Genomic DNA, 14,642 nt, shown 5'->3' with positions numbered 1-14,642 from the left:
CAGCTGGTCGCGGTAGCTCTGCACGGTGATGTTGAGCGCCAGCCCGTGGGTCGAGATCGACACCGGGAAGATGTGCAGCAATTCCGCGCCCGCCGCATACAGCGTCTGGCGCGGCCCCGGCACGTTGGACACCGTGATGTTGGCCGCCGGCGGCAGCACGTCCGACAGGTTGGAGCGGCTGTACAGCAGCGCCATGATCTGCACCAGGATCGGCGCGCCGAGCATCGAGATGTTGGACACCTGCGGCATCAGGGCGCGCAGCGGATGCGACATCTCCTTCGACTTGGTGGATTGCGCGATGATCGCCTCCAGCCGCGCCTTGGGATCCTCGATATTGGTGGCGATCGAGCAGATCATGCCGAACACCTGATTGTTGGAGTCGGTGTTGCCCTCCTCGCGCAGCGAGATCGGCACCGCGGCGGTCATCGATTTGGTCGGCAGCGCGCCCTGCTGCAGCAGATAGCGCCTGACAACACCTGATGACAGCGCCAGTACCACGTCGTTGAGCTTGCCGCCGGATGCCTTGGCCAGCGCCTTGGCCTGCGACAGCGAGATCGAGACGCCGGCAAAGCTGCGCTCCGACGAGATCGCCTTGTTCAGGATGGTCGAAGGCGACGCCATGCTGGCGATGCTGTCGCGCGACTTCGGATCGGAAATCTTGCCGACCACCTCGGACACGCTCTTCAGCATGGTGGGAATGCTGCCGGCGAATTTTACCGCGCTTTCGATCTGGAACATGGCGTTGTCGAACAGGATCGATCCGATATCGCTCTTGCCGGAGCGCGGCAGATCGATGCTTTTCGGTGCTTCGGCGCCGCCAAACGGCTGGCGCCACAGCGCCTGGTAGGAATCGAGCAGGTTGGCGGCGATGTCGCGCGGTTCATTCCCGACCTTGGCCTTCGCCGTCGGCGGCTCGATAACTCTCGGGATCGGCGTCACGTCGTAGATCATGTTAGTCAGCGCCGCACCGGCGCCGCCGTCGATACAGGCGTGATGCATCTTGGAATAGAGCCCGATCTCGTTGTCCTTCATGCCCTCGAAAACGTAGAACTCCCAGAGCGGACGGGCCCGGTTGAGCAGCTTGGCATGCATCCAGCCGACGATGCGCTCCAGCGTGGCGCGATCGTGGGGCGCCGGAAGGCTGCCGCGGAAGATATGGCGATCGATATCGAACTGGTCGTCCTCGACCCAGGAAGGATGGTCGATGTCGAGCGGCGCCTTTTCCAGCCGCGACTTCAGGATCGGCGCGATGTGCAGCCGCGAAGCGATCATCGCCTTGAAGTCCTCGAAGAAGTCGCCCTTGTAGTCGTCAGGCAGGCGGAAGATCGCCATGCTCCCGACATGCATCGGCATCTCGGGCGTTTCCAGATACAGAAACGACGCGTCCATCGATGTCAGCTTTTTGGCGTCACTCATGTTTGTTCCTCCCGCGGATCACGTGGCGCCTTGGTGGCGCTTCTTTGTCTTTCAGACCGCCCCTGTTGCCGGGACATTAGTCAGGATTGTGCATTTTCCGGAGGCGCATATGCAATGGCAAACGGCCCCGATCGGTCAAATTGCCTGAATTCGCCCTCGGGCTGGGCCAGGCGATCGGCGACCGCCCACAGGGCGGCCGGGTTAACGCCGAGCCCGATGTGGCTGGCAAGATGGACCTCGATATTTTCAGCGGTATCGGACGGGCGCAGCAGGCAGGTGCGCCAGTTCACGATGCCGTCGGTGCGCGAATAGATCGACGTGGCCGGAACCGGCAGATCGCCCGCGATCGCGGCACGAAGCTCCGGATCGTCGTCCGCACCTTCGCCTGACAGTGCTTCATAGAGCCGCGTCGCGTTGGTCGCCCTGACGTCGCTGGCGAACGGACTTCCCAACGTCACCACATAGCGCACCATGTCGGGCGCCTGCAGCGCCAGGTCGCGCGCATAGACGCCGCCGAGGCTCCAACCGACGATGCTGACCTTGCGGCCGGTCGCGGCATGGATCTCGGCCAGCCGGTCGCGCAACGCGATCCGCATCCGCGCCACGCCGCCGAGGTTGCGGCCCATCCGCCACGCATGGGCGTCGTATCCGAGTTCCCTGAGATATCGCCGCATCGGCGCCATCGACAGGTCGCTGGCGAGAAATCCGGGCAGCAGCAGCACCGGATGGCCGTCGCCCCTCGGCGCGCGCATCAACAGCGGCGACAGCAGCAGGCTGGCGTTGAACTCGAAAATCCCTCTCGCCTCGGCCAGCAGCAGGCCGAGACCGGGGGGACGAAGCCGGTCCGCCGGGGGCGTATCGCCGCGGTCGATCGCCACGTTACTTCTTGTCGGCGGCGCGCGATCCGCCGAGGCCCGCCATGGTCACGAACATGTCGCCAAACCGCTCGGCGATTTTCGGATCGAAGGTGAACCAGCTCTGCATCAGCGCTTCCGGCGAAACCTTCTCGATGTTGGCCAGCATCTGCTGTTGAAGTTTGTCCATCACCGCGGTTTGCATCGGCTGCACATCCGGAAGCCCGAAAAACTGCCGGGCCTCGAGCGGTGTGCAGTCTATTTCAACGTTAACCTTCATGTCGGCTCCTGACCGCTATTCGACAGCTTGCCACAGTATCGCCGCGACAGGCGGCGCGGCGCAAGCGGCCTGACCGGACCGGGAGGCATCCCGGGGCTTCATTCGGCAGATTTGGTCAACTATGGTCAACCGAAACGCTCGACGGCAAAGGGCGCAGGATCGGCAAACGGCGTCTCCCCGGTCATCATCTCCGCCAGCAGGCGGCCGGTCGCGGGGCCGAGCGTCAGGCCATGGTGATGGTGGCCGAAATCGAACCACAGCCCGGCATGTCGGGGCGCCTTGCCGATCACCGGCAGCATATCCGGCAGGCACGGCCGCGCGCCCTTCCAGGGCTTTGCATCGATCGCTTCTCCCAGCGGAAACAGCTGGTGCGCCAGCGGCAGCGCCCGTTCCAGCTGGACCGGGGTGGGCGGCGCATCGCGACGGGCAAACTCGACCCCGGTGGCGAGGCGAATGCCGCGGTTCATCGGCGCCAGCACATAGCCGTTGTCAGCGTCGAGCACCGGACGATGGAGCACCGCATTGCCGCGCGGCGCCAAATGCAGATGGTAACCGCGCTTGACGTTGAACGGGATCGAATAGCCGAGGCGGCCGAATGCCAGATCGGACCACGGTCCGAGCGCCACCACGACCTCCCGTGCACTCACCTTGCCCACGGGTGTCGCGACCTGCCATCGCCCGCCGGGCTCCTGTTCCAGGGTCTGCGCATCGGCGACCATAAAGCGTCCCCCCTTGCGGTGGAACAGCTCGGCATAGGCTTTGGCCAGCCCGCCCGGATCGAGCACGAAGCCGGGTTCGGTAAAATGGATCGCACCGGCGAATTCGCCGCTGAGGTGAGGCTCGCGCTGGACAATCGCCTTGCTGTCGAGGATTTCGCCCTGGACGCCGTATTGTTTCGCGCGCTCGAAATCCCGCAGCGCATTGGCGAGCGTCGCATCTTCGCGATACATCTTGATCCAGCCGCACCGCCGCAACAACTCCAGCGCTCCGGCTTCAGCCATCAGCGTCTCATGCTCGACCAGGCTGCGGCGAATGAGCGGCATCACCGCCAACGCGCCGCGAAGCGCCCGGTCCGGCGCGGAGGCGAGATAATAGCGCACCAGCCACGGCAGGAAGCTCGGCAGATCGGCGAGGCTGTAGCGCACCTGCGGCGCCCTGTTCAGGGCGGAGCGGAGGATCTGGCCGAAATCCCGGGGAAACATATAGGGAAACACCGACGCGCACTCGATCATTCCCGCATTGCCGAAACTGGTTTCCTCCCCGGCGAGTTCGTGCCGGTCGACCAGGATGACATCGCGCCCCCGCTGCTGCAGATGGAGGGCAGCGCCGACGCCGACCATGCCCGCACCCAGCACGAGAACATCGGCCTTGAATTCCGCCATCACGGCACTCCGAAAGTTGAATGTTACGTTCTTGCTCCTGCTGCTTAGCTTGAAGCTAGCTATTGCGGTAGCGGCGTGCAAACCGGCCTGATCAGGGGAAATCGCGCTTGCGCGGCAGCCAAACTCTGGCAACAATGGTTCAGCCACAGCTGCCATGATTGCAGCCATCAACAACGCGCCACAGCGGAGAACCCTGACACATGTCGGTACGTCAAACCTTGTTCGCAGCGACCACCTTCTCGATCGTCGCTTTGGCGATGGCCCCGGCATCGGCCCAGACCCTGCGCTATGCCAACCAGGGCGACCTCAAATCGCTCGACCCCTATACGCTCAACGAGACCACCACCCATGCCCATCTCGGACAGGTCTATGAAGGCCTGATCGCGCGCGACAAGGATCTAAAGATCGTTCCCGGCCTTGCCGAAAAGTGGGAGACCACGGAGCCGACCCGCTGGCGCTTCCATTTGCGCAAGAACGTCAAATTCCAGAATGGCGACCCCTTCACCGCCGATGACGTGGTGTTTTCGGCCGACCGCGTCAGGGCCACCGGCTCCAACCTGCAAACCCGCATCGCCAAGGATGCAAAGGTCGTCAAGGTCGACGACCACACCGTGGACTTCATCCTGACCTCGCCCAATCCCATTCTGCATTCGCAATGGGATACCTGGTACATCATGGACAAGAAGTGGGCCGAGGCGAACAACGCGGTCGCCCCGACACCGGCCGCGGCGACCTCGCCGAGTTTTGCCTCGCTCAACGCCAACGGCACCGGCGCATTCACCATCGAGAGCCATCAGCCCGGCGTCAAAACCGTGTTCAAGGCCAACCCGAACTGGTGGCAGAAGCCGCAGCATAATCTCAAGGAGATCGTCTTCACGCCGATCGGCTCCGACGCCACCCGCGTTGCGGCGTTGCTGTCCGGCGAAGTCGATATCATCGAGCCGGTTCCGATTCAGGATATTTCGCGCGTCGACTCCAGCCCGAACGCCGAAGTGATGAAGGGCCCGGAACTGCGCACCATCTTCCTCGGCATGGATCAGGTCCGTGACGAATTGCTGTATTCGAACGTCAAGGGCAAGAACCCCTTCAAGGACATCCGCGTCCGCGAAGCGTTCTTCAAGGCGGTGGACATCGAGCTGATCAAGACCCGCGTGATGCGCGGCCTGTCGACCCCGTCGGCGCTGATGATTGCACCCCAGCTGTTCCCGCTATCCAAGGACTTTACCCGGCCGAAATTCGATCCCGACGGCGCCAAGAAGCTCCTGACCGAAGCCGGCTACCCCGATGGGTTCGAAGTGACGATGGATTGCCCCAACGACCGCTACGTCAATGACGCCGCGATCTGCCAGGCGGTGGTCGGCATGCTCGCCCGTATCGGGGTCAAGGTGAACCTGCTGGCGCAGCCCAAGGCGCAGTATTTCGCCAAGGTGCTGAAGCCCGGCGGCTACCAGACGTCGTTCTATCTGCTCGGCTGGACCCCCGGCACATCCGATGCGCACAACGTCTTGCACGACATCATGGGCTGCCGCGACGATCCGAAATCCAACCGTGGCGAGGCCAACCTCGGCGGCTACTGCAACAAGAAGATGGATGAACTCACCGACAAGGTCCTGCAGGAGGCCGACACCGCCAAACGCGATCTTCTGATCAAGGAAGCCTTCCAGATCGCGGCCAAGGATTTCGCCTACATCCCGCTGCATCAGCAGGCGCTGGCCTGGGGGACGTCGAAAAAAGTCAAGGTGGTGCAGCGCGCCGACAATGCGGTCCTGCCCTACTGGATCAACAAACAGGAATAAGGCAGTCGCAATACCCAAGTCCCGGTGGCTTCACGCTCCCGGGACTTTTCGTTTCCGCCTGACGGCGACGTCCACACCACAACAGAAGTGAAAGGATCACATGCTCGCTTTCACTCTTCGCCGGGCCATCCAGGCAATTGGCGTCATGATCGCGGTCGGGATCATCTCGTTCTCGATGTTCCGCTTCGCGGGCGATCCAGTCAACCAGATCGTCTCGCTGGATACGCCGGCCGCCGAACGTGAGGCCGTGCGCAAGTCGCTCGGGCTCGACGATCCGGTGGTGCTGCAATTTGCCCGCTATTTCGGCAACGCGGCGCAGTTCAAATTCGGCGTCTCCTATCAATTCCGCCAGCCGGTCTCTTCTCTGCTGATGGAGCGGATGCCGGCGACGCTGGAACTCGCCGCCTGCGCCACCGTCTTCGCGATGGTGTTCGGCATCCTGATGGGGGTCTATTCGGCGCTGAAACGCGACACGTTTCTGGCCAAGGTATTCCAGGCGGTGTCGCTGATCGGAATTTCGCTGCCGACCTTCCTGATCGGGATCCTGCTGATTTACCTGTTCGCGGTAGTGCTGGGCTGGCTGCCGTCGTTCGGCCGCGGCGAGGTGGTGCGGCTGGGCTGGTGGACCACCGGCCTGCTGACGATTTCCGGCCTCAAGGCCCTGATCATGCCTTCGGTCACGCTCGGCCTGTTCCAGATGACGCTGATCATGCGGCTGGTGCGGGCCGAGATGCTCGAGGTGCTGCGCACCGACTACATCCGCTTTGCGCGGGCGCGGGGACTGACCACGCGGGCGATCCATTTCGGTCACGCGCTCCGCAACACGCTGGTTCCCGTGATCACCGTCGCCGGCCTGCAGTTTGGCTCGGTTATTGCATTTGCAATCATTACCGAAACCGTCTTCCAGTGGCCAGGCATGGGACTATTGTTCGTACAAGCCGTGCAAAACGTCGATATTCCGATCATGGCCGCCTACCTCTTGATGGTGTCCCTGATCTTCGTCACCATCAATCTCGTGGTCGATATTCTCTATACGGTGGTCGATCCGCGCCTGCGCTCCACCCTCCGCCGCCCGACCTGAACCCGGGATCCCCTTGATGACAGACGCCGTCGTGCCGCACCCAGTCGAACCGAGCGTGCCGCGCCCGCACGCCGGCAGCGGCTGGCTCAAGCGCGCCCTCGACAGCGACGTGTTCTATTCGTTCCGGCGCTCGAAGATGACGATGGTCGCTGCGGCCGTGACCCTGCTGTTCTTTCTGCTGGCGCTGCTGGCGCCGCTTCTGGCGGTGCAGAACCCGTTCGATCCAGCGCAGCTCCAATTGATGAATTCGCGGATTTCGCCGCTGTGGACCGCGGATGGACAAAGCCCGTTCCTGCTCGGCACGGACGAACAGGGCCGCGACGTGTTTTCCGCCATTCTCTACGGCTTGCGGATTTCGCTCACGGTCGGCGTTCTCGGCGTGCTGTTCTCCGGCACGCTCGGCATCATCCTCGGACTGATCGCCGGCTATGTCGGCGGCGCGGTCGACGGCCTGATCATGCGGATCGCCGACGTGCAGCTGACCTTCCCCGCCATCCTGATCGCGCTGTTGATCAACGGCGTCGTCAAGTCCGTATTCGGCAACAGCCTCGACGCCATGAGCACGCTGACGGTGCTGGTGTTCGCGATCGGATTGAGTTTCTGGGTGCAGTATGCGCGCACCGTGCGCGGCTCGGTCATGGTGGAGAAAAACAAGGATTACGTGGCGGCGGCGCAGTTGATCGGCTTGCCCGCCCCCGTCATCATGCTGCGTCACGTGCTGCCCAACGCGATGGGACCGATCCTGGTGATCGCGACCATCAACCTCGCGCTCGCCGTCATCACCGAGGCGACGCTATCGTTTCTGGGCGCCGGCATGCCCGACACCATGCCCTCGCTCGGCACCCTGATCCGGATCGGCAACAATTACCTGTTCGCGGGCGAATGGTGGATCGTGGCGTTTCCGGGCCTCGCGCTGGCGTCGCTGATTCTTGCGATCAACCTGCTCGGCGACTGGCTGCGCGACGCGCTCAACCCGAAACTCCGATGAGTAGCGCTGCAACACCCACGCGTCTGGCCCAATGATTGAACCCGTTCTCTCCGTGCGCAACCTTCGGGTGGAGTTCGTCACCCGCCGCGACATCTTGCGCGCCATCGACGGGGTGTCATTCGACATCGCCAAGGGCGAGGTGCTGGGCGTGGTCGGTGAATCCGGCGCCGGCAAATCCGTCACCGGCCTCGCGGTGATCGGCCTGATCGACCGGCCCGGCCGCATTGCCGGCGGCGAGATCTACCTGTCGGGCATGCGGATCGACAATCTGCCGCCGGAGGAACTGCGCCGCATCCGGGGCAAACGCATCGGCATGATCTTCCAGGACCCGCTCACCAGCCTCAATCCGCTGTACCGGATCGGCGACCAGCTGGTCGAGACCATCAGGACCCATCTCAATCTGTCGGAAACGGCGGCGCGCAAGCGCGCTATCGACCTGCTGGCCGAGGTCGGCATTCCCGCCCCGGAAAAGCGCATCGACGCCTATCCGCACGAATTCTCCGGCGGCATGCGCCAGCGCGTCGTGATCGCGCTGGCGATCTGCGCCGAGCCGGAGCTGATCATCGCCGACGAGCCGACCACCGCGCTCGACGTCTCGGTGCAGGCCCAGATCATCTCCTTGATCAAACGGCTCGGACGCGACCATGGCACCGCCGTGATGCTGGTGACCCACGACATGGGCGTGATTGCCGAGACCTCCGACCGCGTCGCGGTGATGTATTCCGGCCGCATCGCCGAAATCGGTCCGGTGCTGGACGTTGTGCAGAACCCGCTGCATCCCTACGCAAAAGGCTTGATGGGCGCGATCCCAACGCTCGCCAGCGACACCGATCGCCTGGTCCAGATACCCGGCTCGATGCCGCGGCTGTCGGCGATCCCGCCGGGTTGTCCGTTCAATCCGCGTTGCGCCTTCGCGTTCGACCGCTGCCGGGTCGAGCGGCCGGAACCAATCCGGCACGGCTCCCAGTCCGTGGCCTGCCATCTCTACGATACCGCCGCGACGGAAACCGCGGCATGACCTCAGCCCCCTTCATCGACGTCAGGAACCTGCGTCGCGTGTTCGACGTCTCAAAGCCATGGCTCAACCGGGTGATCGAGGGTGGCCATCTCGAATTTCTCAAGGCCGTGGACGGCGTCACCTTCGATATCAGGAAGGGCGAGACTTTTGCCCTGGTCGGTGAATCCGGCTCCGGCAAGACCACCGTCGCCCGCATGGTGGTCGGCCTGCTGCCGCCGAGCTCAGGCGAAGTCATCATCGATGGCGTATCGATGAGCGCGGCCAGGCAATTGCAGGCGCGCCAGCAGTTGCGCCGCCGTATCCAGATGATCTTCCAGGATCCCTATGCCAGCCTCAATCCGCGCTTCCGGGTCGATGCCATCGTCTCCGAACCGATCCGCGCCTTCGACCTGATCGATGGCGAGCGCAACATCCAGGCGCGGGTCGGTGAACTCCTGTCACTCGTCGGCCTGCATGCCGACGATGCCTTGAAATATCCGCATGAGTTTTCCGGCGGGCAGCGGCAACGCATCGCCATCGCCCGGGCGCTGGCATCGGAAGCCGAGTTCATCGTCTGCGACGAACCGACCTCGGCACTCGATGTCTCGGTGCAGGCGCAGATCCTCAATCTGATGCGCGACCTGCAGGACAAGTTCGGCCTCACCTATCTCTTCATCAGCCACAACCTCGCCGTGGTCCGGCACATGGCGAGCCGCATCGGCGTGATGTATCTCGGCCGCATCGTCGAGATCGCCGAAGGGCGCGAGCTCTTCAGCAACCCGCGAATGCCCTACACCAAGATGCTGCTGGGCGCGGTTCCCGATCTCGCAATGTCCGGCCGCCAGCGGATTCCGGTGCAGGGCGAAATTCCCAACCCGATCGATCCGCCGCCCGGCTGCGCCTTCAACCCGCGCTGCCCGCTGGTAACGGACCTGTGCCGCAAGGTGGCGCCTGCGCTGATCGACGGCGTCGCTTGCCACGCCGTCAACGATCCCGTGTTCGCCGCGTCGGCCTGATCACGTGGACGCGATTTAACTCTTCCAACCACATGGTTGGCAGCGGGCTTCGCCTGTGGTCAACTGGCGTACCAAATACCAGCCGGCAGGTTCTCATGAGCAACATCAATCCCGATCCCTTCACCACCCGGCCGGAAATCGAAGGCACCTTCGGGGTCGTGACCTCCACCCACTGGATCGCCACCGCGGTCGGGATGGCGACGCTGGAAAAAGGCGGCAATGCCTTCGACGCCGGTGTCGCCACCGCGTTCACGCTGCAGGTGGTGGAACCGCATCTGAACGGCCCGGGCGGCGACGTCCCTGTTATCGTCCACGACGTCAAGCGCGGGCGCACCGAGGTGATCTGCGGCCAGGGCCCTGCCCCGGCAGGCGCCACCATCGCGCATTACCGCAGCGAAGGCCTGGAGATGGTGCCCGGCACCGGGCTATTGGCTGCCTGCGTGCCCGGCACCTTCGAATCCTGGATGCTGCTGCTGCGCGACTACGGCACGCTGCGGCTGCGCGACGTGCTGGAGCCCGCCATCGCCTACGCCCGTGATGGCTACCCGCTGGTGGAGCGCGCCGCCGCGACCATCCAGACCGTCGAGAAGATGTTCCGCACGCACTGGAAGACATCAGCCGCGGTCTATCTGCCCAACAACGAGGTGCCGAAGCCCGGCACGCTGTTCACCAACAAGACGCTGTCGGAAACCTATGCCCGCATCCTGAAGGAAGCCGAAAGCGCCGGCAGCGACCGCGTCGCACAGATCGAAGCGGCGCGGCGCGCGTGGTCGAAAGGGTTTGTCGCCGAGGCGATCGACAGGTTCTGCCGCACCCAGGACATCATGGACGTCAGCGGCTCGCCGCATAGAGGCGTGCTGCGCGCCGACGACATGGCGCGCTGGCAGGCGACCGTTGAAGCGCCGCTGACTTACGACTATGGCCGCTACACCGTCTGCAAGCCCGGCGTCTGGAGCCAGGGCCCGGTCATGCTGCAGCAGCTGGCGCTGCTGAAGGGATTTGAGCTGGACGGACTCGATCCGGCGGGACCGGAGTTCATTCACTTGTGGACCGAAGCCGCCAAACTCGCCTTTGCCGACCGCGAGAAGTTTTATGGCGATCCCGACTTCAGCGAGATCCCGATCGCGACGCTGCTGTCGGACGCCTACAATGATGAGCGCCGCAAGCTGATCTCGAAAGACAGTGCATCGCTCGATTTCGTACCCGGTTCGGTCGAAGGCTTTGGATCCGTTGTAAAGCTGCGCCGCCAGGAGGGTCAGCGCGAGGCGGTCGGCGCCATGGGCGCGGGCGAGCCGACCGTCGGCCGCTTCGGCGAGGTGCGCGGCGACACCGTGCATTTCGACATCATCGACCAGGCTGGCAACATGATCTCGGCGACACCGTCCGGCGGCTGGCTGCAGTCGTCGCCGGTGATTCCCGAACTCGGCTTCTGCCTCGGCAGCCGCGCCCAGATGTTCTGGCTCGATGAAAATCACCCCGCCGCACTGGCGCCGGGCAAGCGACCGCGCACCACGCTCTCGCCCACCATGTGCCTGCGCGACGGCGAACCCTACATGGCCTGGGGTTCGCCTGGCGGCGACCAGCAGGACCAGTGGACCACGCAATTCTTCCTGCGGCACGTTCACGCCAACATGAACCTGCAGGAAGCCATCGACGCGCCGGCATGGCATTCCGAGCATTTCCCGATCTCATTCTGGCCGCGCACCTCGCGGCCCGGCGTGCTGGTCGTGGAAGACCGCGTGCCAAAGGCGACCGTCGATGTCCTGAAGAGCCGCGACCATGTCGTCGAAACCGGCCCGGCCTGGTCGGAGGGCCGTCTCACCGCGGCCTCGAAACTCGGACGCCGCCGCCGCGCCGCCGCCAATCCAAGGGGCATGCAGGGCTACGCGGCGGGACGGTAAATCCAATGAAGGAAGTTTGGACTGCTTCAGCGCTGACAGTTCACCTCTCCCCTTGTGGGAGAGGTCGGATCGCATCGACAGATGCGATCCGGGTGAGGGGTTACGGTCTCTCGCGGGACCTAAAGCCCCTCACCCGGCGCTTCGCGCCGACCTCTCCCCTACGGGGAGAGGTGAAAGCAGGACGCGCATGACCTGGTCGATGATCGCCTGCGACAATGCCACCGGCCAGTTCGGCATCGCGGTCGCGACCAAATTCTTCGCGGTCGGCGCACGCGTGCCGCATATCGCCGCCAACATCGGCGGCATCGCGACGCAGGCGCTGGTCAATCCCTATTACGGCATCGACGGCGTAAAACTGCTGCGCGAGGGACGCAGCCCCCGCGAGGTGGTCGACACCCTGATCGCGGCGGATAGCGGCCGCGAGACCCGGCAGTTGCACATCATCGATGCCGGCGGCCGTATCGCTTCCCATACGGGAAACGAATGCATCGACTGGTGCGGGCATATCGAGGGCACCGGATTTTCGATTGCCGGCAACATGCTGGCGGGCGCGCGCGTGCTGGACGATACCGCGAAGGCCTACACGGCAAACGAAAACCTGCCCTTCGCGCAACGCCTGATCGCGGCGATGCGCGCGGGCGAAGCCGCCGGCGGCGACAAGCGCGGCAAGCAATCGGCCGCGCTGCTGATCCACGGCGACGAGGAATGGTCCGCGCTCGACCTGCGCGTCGATGACCATACCGATCCGCTGGCCGAACTCGAACGCCTCGAAGCCGTCAGCCGCGAGCGCTGGGTGCATTTCCGCCCGTTCCTGCCCACGCGCAAAAATCCGGCGGGGATTACGGATCGCGAGACCATCGACGCCGGGGTCGAAGCCGGCATTGCGGGCCGGAAATGAGTGACGCTGCGCTCTCTCTCCCGCGCTTGCGGGGGAGGGAAAGACGAAAGCCCCCTAAATCACCGTCTCCCGCAGCACCCGTCTGCAATCCATCTCGTATTCGAGATCGATCACCGGCGGGCGGGCAAAATGCCAGATCAGGCCGGATCGCATCACGCCACGGCGGACCAGTTCGTCCGCGATGACCGGATGGAAGTCGTGCACGGTATAGGCCTGGGCCGCCGTGGTGTCCTTCCAGCCGAACCCGAAGGCGCCGAGACGGGCTTCCATCGATCCGACGGTGAAGCGGACTTTCTCCTTCAATCCGTCCGGGCTGAGGTCGCGGTAGCGCACGGTGCGCTCGGGATAGGTTCCCGGTCCATCGCGGGACTCGGCGCCGCCGGCGATGACGAAACTCGGGGTGGTATTGCCGCTCGGGCGGGTAAACGAGAAGGCGAAGAATGATGGCTCGCCCGGCGGATCGATTTCGGGACAAACATTGCTGCGCGCCACCGGATTGGTCGTGCCGTCGAACAGGCCCCATTCCGCCAGCGTCTTGACGTAGTGCTGGTTGAACTTCAGGAAGCCGTCCTCGGTGAACGCCGCGGGCGAGCGCAGCTCGCAGGCGCAGAACGACGTCAGCGGCCGGCCCGCGTCTTCGATGTATTGCTTGATCAGCGCAAAACCCTCGGCCAAAGGCGGCATCTTGTCGAAGCGCACGCGCTCGACCTCATAGCCCGGGCTGGCCGCCGCGCCGCTCGAATACTGAAACACCGCCGGAATAAAGCTGTAATTGCCGGCCGGAAAATCACGCGTCATGTCTGCTGCCCCCCTTGGTGCCATGTTCTTGAAGCTGCATGTGGACGCCTTTGGCGCCACTGAGCAAGCGCAAGATAGCACGGGGTAAAACCAAAGCGACAGCGCCGGTTACGTCCGCTGTCGCGCCGGCAATATGACGCAGGCTCAGGTCGTCTTCAGCGACTTCGGACCCAGATCGAAATCCGCGATCTCCCGGGTACGCTGGGATTCGGCATTGGCGCGGTGATTGGTGGCAATCGCCACATAGACCGCGGGCAGCACGAACAGCGTGAACAGCGTGCCGATCATCATGCCGGACACCACGACGAGACCGATCGAGAACCGGCTCGCGGCGCCGGCGCCCGACGCGGTCAGCAGCGGCAGCAGGCCAGTCACCATCGCGGCCGTCGTCATCAGGATCGGGCGCAGCCGGACCCGCGCCGCCATCTCGATCGCGGAGCGCTTGTCGAGGCCCTCCTTGAGCTGCAGCTCGTTGGCGAATTCCACCATCAGGATGCCGTGCTTGCTGATCAGTCCGATCAGGGTCAAGAGCCCGACCTGGGTATAGATGTTGATGGTTGCGACGCCGAAGAACAGCGGAATCAGCGCGCCCGAAATCGCCATCGGCACGCTGATCAGGATCACCAGCGGATCGCGCAGGCTTTCGAACTGCGCCGCCAGCACCAGGAAGATGATGATCAGCGCGAAACCGAATGCGATGGCGAGCTGATTGCCCTCCTGCACATACTGCCGGGAATCCGCCAGATAGGAATGGCTGTAGCCGGCCGGCAGGTTCCTGGCCTGGCCCTCGAGGAAGTCCACGGCCTGTCCGACCGTCACTCCCGGCATCGGCACCGCCTGGAAGGTGGCGGCGTTCAGCTGGTTATAATGCGTCAGCGCATTGGGGTCGGTCGCGGTTTCGATCGACACCACCGTCGAGAGCGGTACCTGCTGGCCCGTGGCGGTCGGCACATAATAATTCGACAGCGATTCCGGCGACAACCGCAAGCCGCGCGGCACTTGCGGGATGACCTGATACGACCGTCCCTCGAGATTGAAGCGGTTGGTGTAATTGCCGCCGAGCAGCGTCGCCAGCGTGCTGCCGACCTGCGCCATGGTGATGCCGAGATCATTGGCCTTGGAGCGGTCGATCTTGACCCGCACCACCGGCTGGTTGAAGTCGAGATCGCTGTCGGCGACGATGAACAGCCCGCTCTTGCGCGCGGCGTCCTTCAGCTTCAGCATCTCCTCATAGA

Annotated in this window: 13 protein-coding genes; 7 read left to right on the top strand and 6 right to left on the bottom strand. The window is 64.1% G+C overall.

What is annotated here, in order from left to right; translation table 11 throughout:
• The 4 genes from Q7T45_RS26055 to Q7T45_RS26040 form a co-directional block, all read right to left on the bottom strand.
• A partial coding sequence (locus Q7T45_RS26055; RefSeq protein WP_304874785.1) for a wax ester/triacylglycerol synthase family O-acyltransferase occupies positions 1 to 1,416 on the bottom strand: 1,416 nt, incomplete at its 3' end.
• 80 nt (positions 1,417 to 1,496) lie between these two features.
• Complete coding sequence (locus tag Q7T45_RS26050; RefSeq protein WP_304874783.1) at positions 1,497 to 2,294, bottom strand: triacylglycerol lipase; 798 nt, start codon at positions 2,292 to 2,294, stop codon at positions 1,497 to 1,499.
• Position 2,295: 1 nt separating this feature from the next.
• Positions 2,296 to 2,550, bottom strand: coding sequence for a DUF6489 family protein (locus tag Q7T45_RS26045; protein ID WP_304741290.1), 255 nt, complete (start codon positions 2,548 to 2,550; stop codon positions 2,296 to 2,298).
• 125 nt (positions 2,551 to 2,675) lie between these two features.
• Positions 2,676 to 3,932 (bottom strand): FAD-binding oxidoreductase, encoded by a 1,257-nt coding sequence (locus tag Q7T45_RS26040; RefSeq protein WP_304874781.1) that lies wholly within the window; start codon positions 3,930 to 3,932, stop codon positions 2,676 to 2,678.
• A 200-nt stretch (positions 3,933 to 4,132) separates the two neighbouring features.
• On the opposite strand from Q7T45_RS26040, the gene Q7T45_RS26035 reads away from it, so the two are divergent.
• From Q7T45_RS26035 to Q7T45_RS26005, 7 genes are all read left to right on the top strand, one after another.
• Complete coding sequence (locus Q7T45_RS26035; protein WP_304874779.1) at positions 4,133 to 5,728, top strand: ABC transporter substrate-binding protein; 1,596 nt, start codon at positions 4,133 to 4,135, stop codon at positions 5,726 to 5,728.
• Positions 5,729 to 5,828: 100 nt separating this feature from the next.
• On the top strand, positions 5,829 to 6,809 hold the full coding sequence (locus tag Q7T45_RS26030) for an ABC transporter permease (RefSeq protein WP_304874777.1): 981 nt from the start codon (positions 5,829 to 5,831) through the stop codon (positions 6,807 to 6,809).
• Between the two features lie 16 nt (positions 6,810 to 6,825).
• Positions 6,826 to 7,797 carry an ABC transporter permease gene (locus Q7T45_RS26025; protein WP_304874775.1) on the top strand — a complete coding sequence of 324 codons (972 nt, stop codon included), beginning with the start codon at positions 6,826 to 6,828 and terminating at the stop codon, positions 7,795 to 7,797.
• A 31-nt stretch (positions 7,798 to 7,828) separates the two neighbouring features.
• Positions 7,829 to 8,815: an ABC transporter ATP-binding protein gene (locus tag Q7T45_RS26020; protein WP_304874773.1), complete on the top strand. Its 987-nt coding sequence runs from the start codon at positions 7,829 to 7,831 to the stop codon at positions 8,813 to 8,815.
• Positions 8,812 to 9,810, top strand: a complete 999-nt coding sequence (locus Q7T45_RS26015; protein WP_304874771.1) for an ABC transporter ATP-binding protein — start codon at positions 8,812 to 8,814, stop codon at positions 9,808 to 9,810. The genes Q7T45_RS26020 and Q7T45_RS26015 overlap by 4 nt, the downstream gene beginning before the upstream one ends.
• 95 nt (positions 9,811 to 9,905) lie before the next feature.
• Positions 9,906 to 11,711 (top strand): gamma-glutamyltransferase family protein, encoded by a 1,806-nt coding sequence (locus Q7T45_RS26010; RefSeq protein ID WP_304874769.1) that lies wholly within the window; start codon positions 9,906 to 9,908, stop codon positions 11,709 to 11,711.
• Between the two features lie 187 nt (positions 11,712 to 11,898).
• A complete protein-coding gene (locus tag Q7T45_RS26005; protein WP_304874768.1) occupies positions 11,899 to 12,609 on the top strand; it encodes a DUF1028 domain-containing protein in 711 nt (236 codons plus the stop codon).
• 54 nt (positions 12,610 to 12,663) lie between these two features.
• Here the strand turns inward: Q7T45_RS26005 and Q7T45_RS26000 are convergent, their stop codons facing one another.
• Both Q7T45_RS26000 and Q7T45_RS25995 read right to left on the bottom strand, forming a co-directional pair.
• The gene (locus Q7T45_RS26000; RefSeq protein WP_304874766.1) at positions 12,664 to 13,407 is read right to left on the bottom strand and encodes a hypothetical protein; all 744 of its coding nucleotides are present in this window, start codon (positions 13,405 to 13,407) and stop codon (positions 12,664 to 12,666) included.
• 144 nt (positions 13,408 to 13,551) lie between these two features.
• Positions 13,552 to 14,642 (bottom strand): efflux RND transporter permease subunit (locus Q7T45_RS25995; protein ID WP_304874763.1); only part of this gene is annotated, 1,091 nt, incomplete at its 5' end.

This window comes from Bradyrhizobium sp. (assembly GCF_030646015.1).
Classification (GTDB): domain Bacteria; phylum Pseudomonadota; class Alphaproteobacteria; order Rhizobiales; family Xanthobacteraceae; genus Bradyrhizobium.
The sequence above is the reverse complement of the archived record's forward strand: the minus strand, read 5'-3'. Positions and strand labels throughout refer to the sequence as shown.

What these genes read in the sequence shown, in the direction of transcription:
- Q7T45_RS26045 (WP_304741290.1), bottom strand. Translation starts at nt 2,550, where the DNA reads ATGAAGGTTAACGTTGAAATAGACTGCACACCGCTCGAGGCCCGGCAG.
- Q7T45_RS26040 (WP_304874781.1), bottom strand. Translation starts at nt 3,932, where the DNA reads ATGGCGGAATTCAAGGCCGATGTTCTCGTGCTGGGTGCGGGCATGGTC.
- Q7T45_RS26035 (WP_304874779.1), top strand. Translation starts at nt 4,133, where the DNA reads ATGTCGGTACGTCAAACCTTGTTCGCAGCGACCACCTTCTCGATCGTC.
- Q7T45_RS26030 (WP_304874777.1), top strand. Translation starts at nt 5,829, where the DNA reads ATGCTCGCTTTCACTCTTCGCCGGGCCATCCAGGCAATTGGCGTCATG.
- Q7T45_RS26025 (WP_304874775.1), top strand. Translation starts at nt 6,826, where the DNA reads ATGACAGACGCCGTCGTGCCGCACCCAGTCGAACCGAGCGTGCCGCGC.
- Q7T45_RS26020 (WP_304874773.1), top strand. Translation starts at nt 7,829, where the DNA reads ATGATTGAACCCGTTCTCTCCGTGCGCAACCTTCGGGTGGAGTTCGTC.
- Q7T45_RS26015 (WP_304874771.1), top strand. Translation starts at nt 8,812, where the DNA reads ATGACCTCAGCCCCCTTCATCGACGTCAGGAACCTGCGTCGCGTGTTC.
- Q7T45_RS26010 (WP_304874769.1), top strand. Translation starts at nt 9,906, where the DNA reads ATGAGCAACATCAATCCCGATCCCTTCACCACCCGGCCGGAAATCGAA.
- Q7T45_RS26005 (WP_304874768.1), top strand. Translation starts at nt 11,899, where the DNA reads ATGACCTGGTCGATGATCGCCTGCGACAATGCCACCGGCCAGTTCGGC.
- Q7T45_RS26000 (WP_304874766.1), bottom strand. Translation starts at nt 13,407, where the DNA reads ATGACGCGTGATTTTCCGGCCGGCAATTACAGCTTTATTCCGGCGGTG.